The organism is Streptomyces milbemycinicus, from assembly GCF_002154605.1.
In the GTDB taxonomy this organism is placed as follows: domain Bacteria; phylum Actinomycetota; class Actinomycetes; order Streptomycetales; family Streptomycetaceae; genus Streptomyces; species Streptomyces milbemycinicus.
The window spans coordinates 1-5,622 of the sequence record NZ_MUNE01000961.1; the positions used below are offsets into that span (position 1 = coordinate 1).

8 protein-coding genes are annotated in these 5,622 nt (G+C 72.4%); all 8 read left to right on the forward strand.

Features of this window, described 5'->3' with window-relative positions; genetic code table 11:
• Positions 1–258, forward strand: a 258-nt coding sequence (locus CCN51_RS49605; protein ID WP_158104781.1) for a segregation/condensation protein A, incomplete at its 5' end; no start/stop codon positions are given.
• Positions 255–971, forward strand: coding sequence for an SMC-Scp complex subunit ScpB (gene scpB, locus CCN51_RS49610; protein ID WP_014180810.1), 717 nt, complete (start codon positions 255–257; stop codon positions 969–971). The genes CCN51_RS49605 and scpB, both read left to right, overlap by 4 nt.
• The gene (locus CCN51_RS49615) at positions 971–2,083 is read left to right on the forward strand and encodes a pseudouridine synthase (protein WP_086861126.1); all 1,113 of its coding nucleotides are present in this window, start codon (positions 971–973) and stop codon (positions 2,081–2,083) included. Before scpB ends, CCN51_RS49615 begins: the two co-directional genes overlap by 1 nt.
• Positions 2,084–2,261: 178 nt before the next feature.
• Entirely contained in the window at positions 2,262–2,624 is a 363-nt protein-coding gene (gene aroH / locus CCN51_RS49620) for a chorismate mutase (protein WP_014180812.1), read from the forward strand.
• Positions 2,621–3,706 carry a prephenate dehydrogenase gene (locus CCN51_RS49625; protein ID WP_014180813.1) on the forward strand — a complete coding sequence of 362 codons (1,086 nt, stop codon included), beginning with the start codon at positions 2,621–2,623 and terminating at the stop codon, positions 3,704–3,706. The genes aroH and CCN51_RS49625 overlap by 4 nt, the downstream gene beginning before the upstream one ends.
• A gap of 60 nt (positions 3,707–3,766) precedes the next feature.
• Positions 3,767–4,480 carry a (d)CMP kinase gene (gene cmk, locus CCN51_RS49630; RefSeq protein ID WP_014180814.1) on the forward strand — a complete coding sequence of 238 codons (714 nt, stop codon included), beginning with the start codon at positions 3,767–3,769 and terminating at the stop codon, positions 4,478–4,480.
• Complete coding sequence (locus CCN51_RS49635) at positions 4,441–5,178, forward strand: lysophospholipid acyltransferase family protein (RefSeq protein ID WP_405384547.1); 738 nt, start codon at positions 4,441–4,443, stop codon at positions 5,176–5,178. The genes cmk and CCN51_RS49635 overlap by 40 nt, the downstream gene beginning before the upstream one ends.
• An 89-nt stretch (positions 5,179–5,267) precedes the next feature.
• Positions 5,268–5,622, forward strand: a 355-nt coding sequence (locus CCN51_RS49640; protein WP_143676181.1) for a GTPase, incomplete at its 3' end; no start/stop codon positions are given.

Genomic DNA, 5,622 nt, shown 5'->3' on the forward strand with positions numbered 1-5,622 from the left:
GTGGTGGCGCGGCTGCGGGAGCTGGGGGAGGCGAGCTTTCAGAGGCTGACCGAGGACGCGCCCGATGTGCTGACCGTCGTCGCGCGGTTCCTGGCGCTGCTGGAGCTCTACCGGGAGCGCGCGGTGCATCTGGACCAGGAGGAGGCGCTCGGCTCGCTCATGGTGCGCTGGACGGGCGCGGAGGGGCGGCAGCCGCTGGTGACCGACGAGTTCGACCAGGAATCGCAGCCGCAGCCCGAAAAGGAGGCAAAGACGTGAGCGAGCAGCAGCCATCCCTCCCGGCCGAGGCCCCGGCCGGGGCCTCGGAACTTGCCGAGCTCGACCTCAAGCCCGCCCTGGAGGCCGTGCTCATGGTCGTCGACGAACCTGCCACCGAGGAGCATCTGGCCAAGATCCTGGACCGGCCGCGCCGGGCGGTCCGGGGCGCGCTGCGCGAGCTGGCCGACGAGTACACCGCGCAGGGCCGCGGCTTCGAGCTGCGGCTGGTCGCGGGCGGCTGGCGCTTCTACACCAGCCCCGCCTACTCCGCGGCCGTCGAGCGCTTCGTCCTGGACGGTCAGCAGGCCCGGCTCACCCAGGCCGCTTTGGAAACCCTCGCCGTGGTCGCGTACCGTCAGCCGGTCAGCCGTTCCCGCGTTTCGGCCGTACGCGGCGTGAACTGTGATGGCGTGATGCGGACCCTCCTGCAGCGCGGTCTGGTGGAGGAGGCGGGAACAGAACCTGAAACAGGTGCGATCCTGTACAGGACGACGAACTACTTCCTGGAGCGGATGGGCCTGCGCGGCCTGGACGAGCTTCCCGAGCTCGCCCCGTTCCTCCCGGAGGCGGATGCGGTCGAGGGCGAGTCCCAGGAGGGGCTGCCGTCCTTCGACCCGGACGCACCGGACCCGCAGGACGACGACAACCGAGCCCACGACAACCAGGGCCACAACCAGGGCCACGACAGCGGCCACTCTCAGACGGAATCTTGATGCGAAGCAGCGGCAGGAACAGCAGGGGCACCGGCGGTAGGCAGAACTACCGGGGCGCGGGCAACGGGCGCGACGACAATCAGCAGCGCGCGGGCCGGCCCCGTCCTGAGGAGCGCCGCTACGACGTGGGCGGTGGCCAGCCCGGCGGCGCGAAGAGCGGCGGCCCGAAGGGCGGCGGCCGGGGGAGCGGAGGCCCGAAGTCCGGTGCCGGGTCCGGTGGCGCCCAGGGCGGCGGCCCCAAGGGGGGCGGCCCCAAGGGCGGTGGCCGCGGCCGTAAGCCCGCCGCCCCGGCCCGCCCGCGCGAGTACGAGGCGCAGATAGAGGAGCGCAACCGAGCCCGGCACGACAAGCCGCGGGTCAAGCTGCCCAAGACGTTCCCCGGAGCCGAGCAGGAGGGCGAGCGGCTGCAGAAGGTCCTCGCCCGCGCCGGCATGGGTTCGCGCCGCGCCTGTGAAGAGCTCATCGACCAGGCCCGGGTCGAGGTCAACGGCAAGATCGTCACGGAGCAGGGGCTCCGCGTCGACCCGGAGAAGGACGAGATCAAGGTCGACGGGCTGACCGTCGCCACCCAGTCGTACCTCTTCTTCGCGCTGAACAAGCCCGCGGGCGTCGTCTCCACCATGGAGGACCCGGACGGCCGCCAGTGCCTGGGCGACTATGTCACCAACCGCGAGACCCGGCTCTTCCACGTCGGCCGCCTCGACACCGAGACCGAGGGCATCATCCTGCTCACCAACCACGGCGAGCTGTCCCACCGCCTGACCCACCCCCGCTACGGCGTCACCAAGACCTACCTCGCCGCGATCCAGGGCCCCCTCCCGCGCGACCTCGGCAAGCGGCTCAAGGACGGCATCCAGCTCGAGGACGGCTACGCCCGCGCCGACCACTTCAGGGTCGTGCAGAACACCGGCAAGAACTATCTGGTCGAGGTGAGCCTGCACGAGGGGCGCAAGCACATCGTGCGACGCATGCTCGCCGAGGCCGGCTTCCCGGTCGACAAGCTGGTGCGTACGGCCTTCGGCCCGATCGCGCTGGGCGACCAGAAGTCCGGCTGGCTGCGGCGGCTGACCAACACCGAGGTCGGCATGCTGATGCGCGAGGTCGACCTCTAACCACCCCATCCCGTTCGGTTCCCCCGCCGCGTCCCGTCCCGTCCGATCTCGTCCCGTCCGATCCGGTCCCGCACCGGTGACGGCGGGTGTCCGCAGGATGGGCGCGGCGTCGTCGCGCCCGGTCCGCCTCGCTAGGCTGACCGGGGGACGCCGGGACGGTACGGAAGGGAGCCCAGACGTGGCGGTACGAGCGGTCCGCGGGGCCGTCCAGCTGGAGCGGGACGAGCCGCGGCATATGCACGAGCAGGTCTCCGCGCTGCTCACCGCCATCCTGGAGCGCAACGGCCTGACGCCGGACGACCTGATCAGCGTGTGGTTCACGGCCACCCCCGATCTGCACAGCGACTTCCCGGCCGTCGCAGCCCGCAAGCTCGGGATCACCGACGTGCCGCTGATCTGCGCCCAGGAGCTCGATATCGCCGGGGCCATGCCGCGCGTGGTCCGCATCCTCGCGCATATCGAGACCGACCTGGCCAAGTCCGATCTCGCCCATGTCTACCTCGGCGGCGCCGCCGCCCTCCGTAAGGACATCGCCCAGTGAGAACCGCCCTCGTCATCGGCACCGGCCTGATCGGCACCTCCGTGGCGCTCGCCCTGGCGGGCCGCGGGGTCCGGGTGTATCTCAGCGACCACGACCCGGACCGGGCCCGTACCGCGGCGGCCCTCGGCGGCGGCACGGTGGACGAGCCGGAGGGCCCGGTCGACCTGGCGGTCGTCGCCGTACCGCCCGCACATGTGGCCCGGACCATCGCCGACGCGATGCGCCGCGGCGTCGCGCGCGGCTTCCTGGATGTCGCCAGCGTCAAGGGCGGGCCGCGCCGCGAGCTGGAAGCGCTCGGCTGCTCGCTGACCCGGTACCTCGGCACCCACCCCATGGCGGGCGCCGAGCGCTCCGGTCCGCTGGCCGGGACGGCCGATCTCTTCGAGGGCCGGCCGTGGGTGCTCACCCCCACCGGCACCACCGACACCGAAGTGCTCAACCTCGCGCTCGAACTGGTCGCGCTGTGCCGGGCCGTGCCCGTGGTGATGGACGCGGACGCCCACGACCGGGCCGTCGCGCTGGTCTCGCACACCCCCCAGCTGCTCTCCAGCATGGTCGCGGCGCGGCTGGAGGCCGCCGACGAGACGGCGGTACGGCTGTGCGGGCAGGGCATCCGCGATGTGACCCGGATCGCCGCCTCCGACCCCGCGCTGTGGGTCGACATCCTCTCCGCCAACCCGGGCCCGGTGGCCGACATACTCGCCGCGGTCGCCACCGACCTCGACGAGACCGTCCGGGCGCTGCGCGCACTGCAGTCGGCCGACGACGCCAAGCGCCGCGACGGCACGCAGGGCATCGAGGACGTCCTGCGGCGCGGCAACGCGGGGCGCGAGCGGGTGCCTGGCAAGCACGGCGCGGCCCCGGCCGCGTACGAGACGGTGTCGGTGCTCATCGGCGACCAGCCCGGCGAGCTGGCGCGTATCTTCGCCGACGCGGGCCGCGCCGGGGTCAACATCGAAGACGTACGGATCGAGCACGCGACCGGCCAGCAGGCCGGCGTGATCCAGCTCTTCGTCGAACCCCTCGCCGCGCCCGGCCTCACGGCCGCCCTGCGGGAAAAAGGTTGGTCGATCCGGCAGTAACCTTGTGCGAGGCCCTTGAGGGGGCTGCGAAACCGCCCGTGCGCAAGAAACGCAAGAAAGGTGTCTGTCACCGTGGAAACCGCCGCCCGGACCGCCCCGGCAGCAGTGATTGTCGCGATCGACGGCCCCGCAGGCACGGGCAAGTCCAGCACCTCCAAGGCGGTCGCGGCCAAGCTCGGCCTCGGCTACCTCGACACCGGCGCCCAGTACCGGGCGATCACCTGGTGGATGGTGAACAACGGCATCGACGTCGAGGACGCCACCGCCGTGGCCGACGCCGCCGCCAAGCCCGTCATCGTCTCCGGCACCGACCCGTCGGGCCCCACCATCACCGTGGACGGCGTGGACGTCGCCGGCCCGATCCGTACCCAGGAGGTCACCTCCAGGGTCAGCGCGGTCAGCGCGGTCCCCGAGGTGCGGGCGCAGATCACTGAGCTGCAGCGGTCCATCGCCGCCGAGGCGCCGCGCGGCATCGTCGTGGAGGGCCGGGACATCGGTACGACCGTGCTGCCCGACGCCGATGTCAAGATCTTCCTGACCGCGTCCGCCGAGGCGCGGGCCGCCCGCCGCAGCGGGGAGCTCAAGGGCAAGGAGGCCGTGGACCTGGCCGCCACCCAGGCCGCGCTGGCCAAGCGGGACGCCGCCGACTCGGGCCGTAAGACCTCGCCGCTCGCCAAGGCGGACGATGCGATCGAGGTGGACACCACCAGCCTCACCCTTGAGCAGGTCATCGAGTGCGTGGTGACCCTCGTCGAGGAGAAGCGTTCCGCGTGACCCGAACCCCCAACACGACCGGCAAGGCCGACAAGGCCGCCGCCGCGCTGCCCAGCGCGAGCGGCGCGGCGGTCGGCCGCCGGATCGGCATCGGTCTGATGTACGGGCTGTGGAAGCCGCGGGTGCTGGGCGCCTGGCGGATTCCGGCCACCGGTCCGGTCATCCTCGCGGGAAACCACTCCCACAACCTCGACGGCCCGATGCTGATCGGCACCTCGCCGCGGCCGGTGCACTTCCTGGTCAAGAAGGAGGCGTTCATCGGTCCGCTGGACCCCTTCCTGCGCGGAATCGGTCAGCTGAAGGTGGACCGGGCGAACGCCGACCGGACGGCGATCACCGACGCTCTGGGCGTGCTGGAGCGCGGCGGAGTGCTGGGGATCTTCCCGGAGGGCAGCCGCGGCGACGGCGACTTCGCCTCGCTGCGCTCCGGGCTCGCCTACTTCGCCGTACGGTCGGGCGCCCCGATCGTGCCGGTGGCGGTGCTGGGCACCGCGCTGCGGCGCGGCCGGGTGGTGCCGGGGCTGCCGCCGCTGCGCAGCCGGATCGACGTGGTCTTCGGTGACCCCTTCGAGGCGGGGGACGGCAGCGGCCGGCGGACCCGCTCGGCCCTGGACGAGGCGACCGTGCGCGTCCAGAAGCGGCTGGGAGCGCATCTGGCGGACGCCAGACGGCTCACCGGCCGCGCCGGCCATCCATAGATGGCCTGCCCATTGACGTGACACACCAGCGGGCCGTACGGGCCCGCGGCAGCTGCGGACAGCAGCGAAGGACGACGAGGAATGACTTCATGAACGACCAGATCCACACCGGCGGCGACCAGCAGCACGGTGAGCTTGGCGACGCCGAGTACGCGGAGTTCATGGAGCTCGCCGCGGAGGAAGGCTTCGACCTGGAGGAGGTCGAGGGTGACCTGGCCGCGGCGGGGCATGGCCCGCTGCCCGTCCTCGCCGTCGTCGGCCGCCCCAATGTCGGCAAGTCGACTCTGGTGAACCGCATCATCGGCCGCCGCGAGGCGGTCGTGGAGGACCGCCCGGGCGTCACCCGCGACCGGGTGACCTACGAGGCCGAATGGTCCGGCCGCCGCTTCAAGGTGGTCGACACCGGCGGCTGGGAGCAGGACGTGCTCGGCATCGACGCGTCCG

Excerpts from the sequence above, each read along its gene's own strand:
- CCN51_RS49615 (WP_086861126.1), top strand. The coding sequence starts at position 971 with ATGCGAAGCAGCGGCAGGAACAGCAGGGGCACCGGCGGTAGGCAGAAC.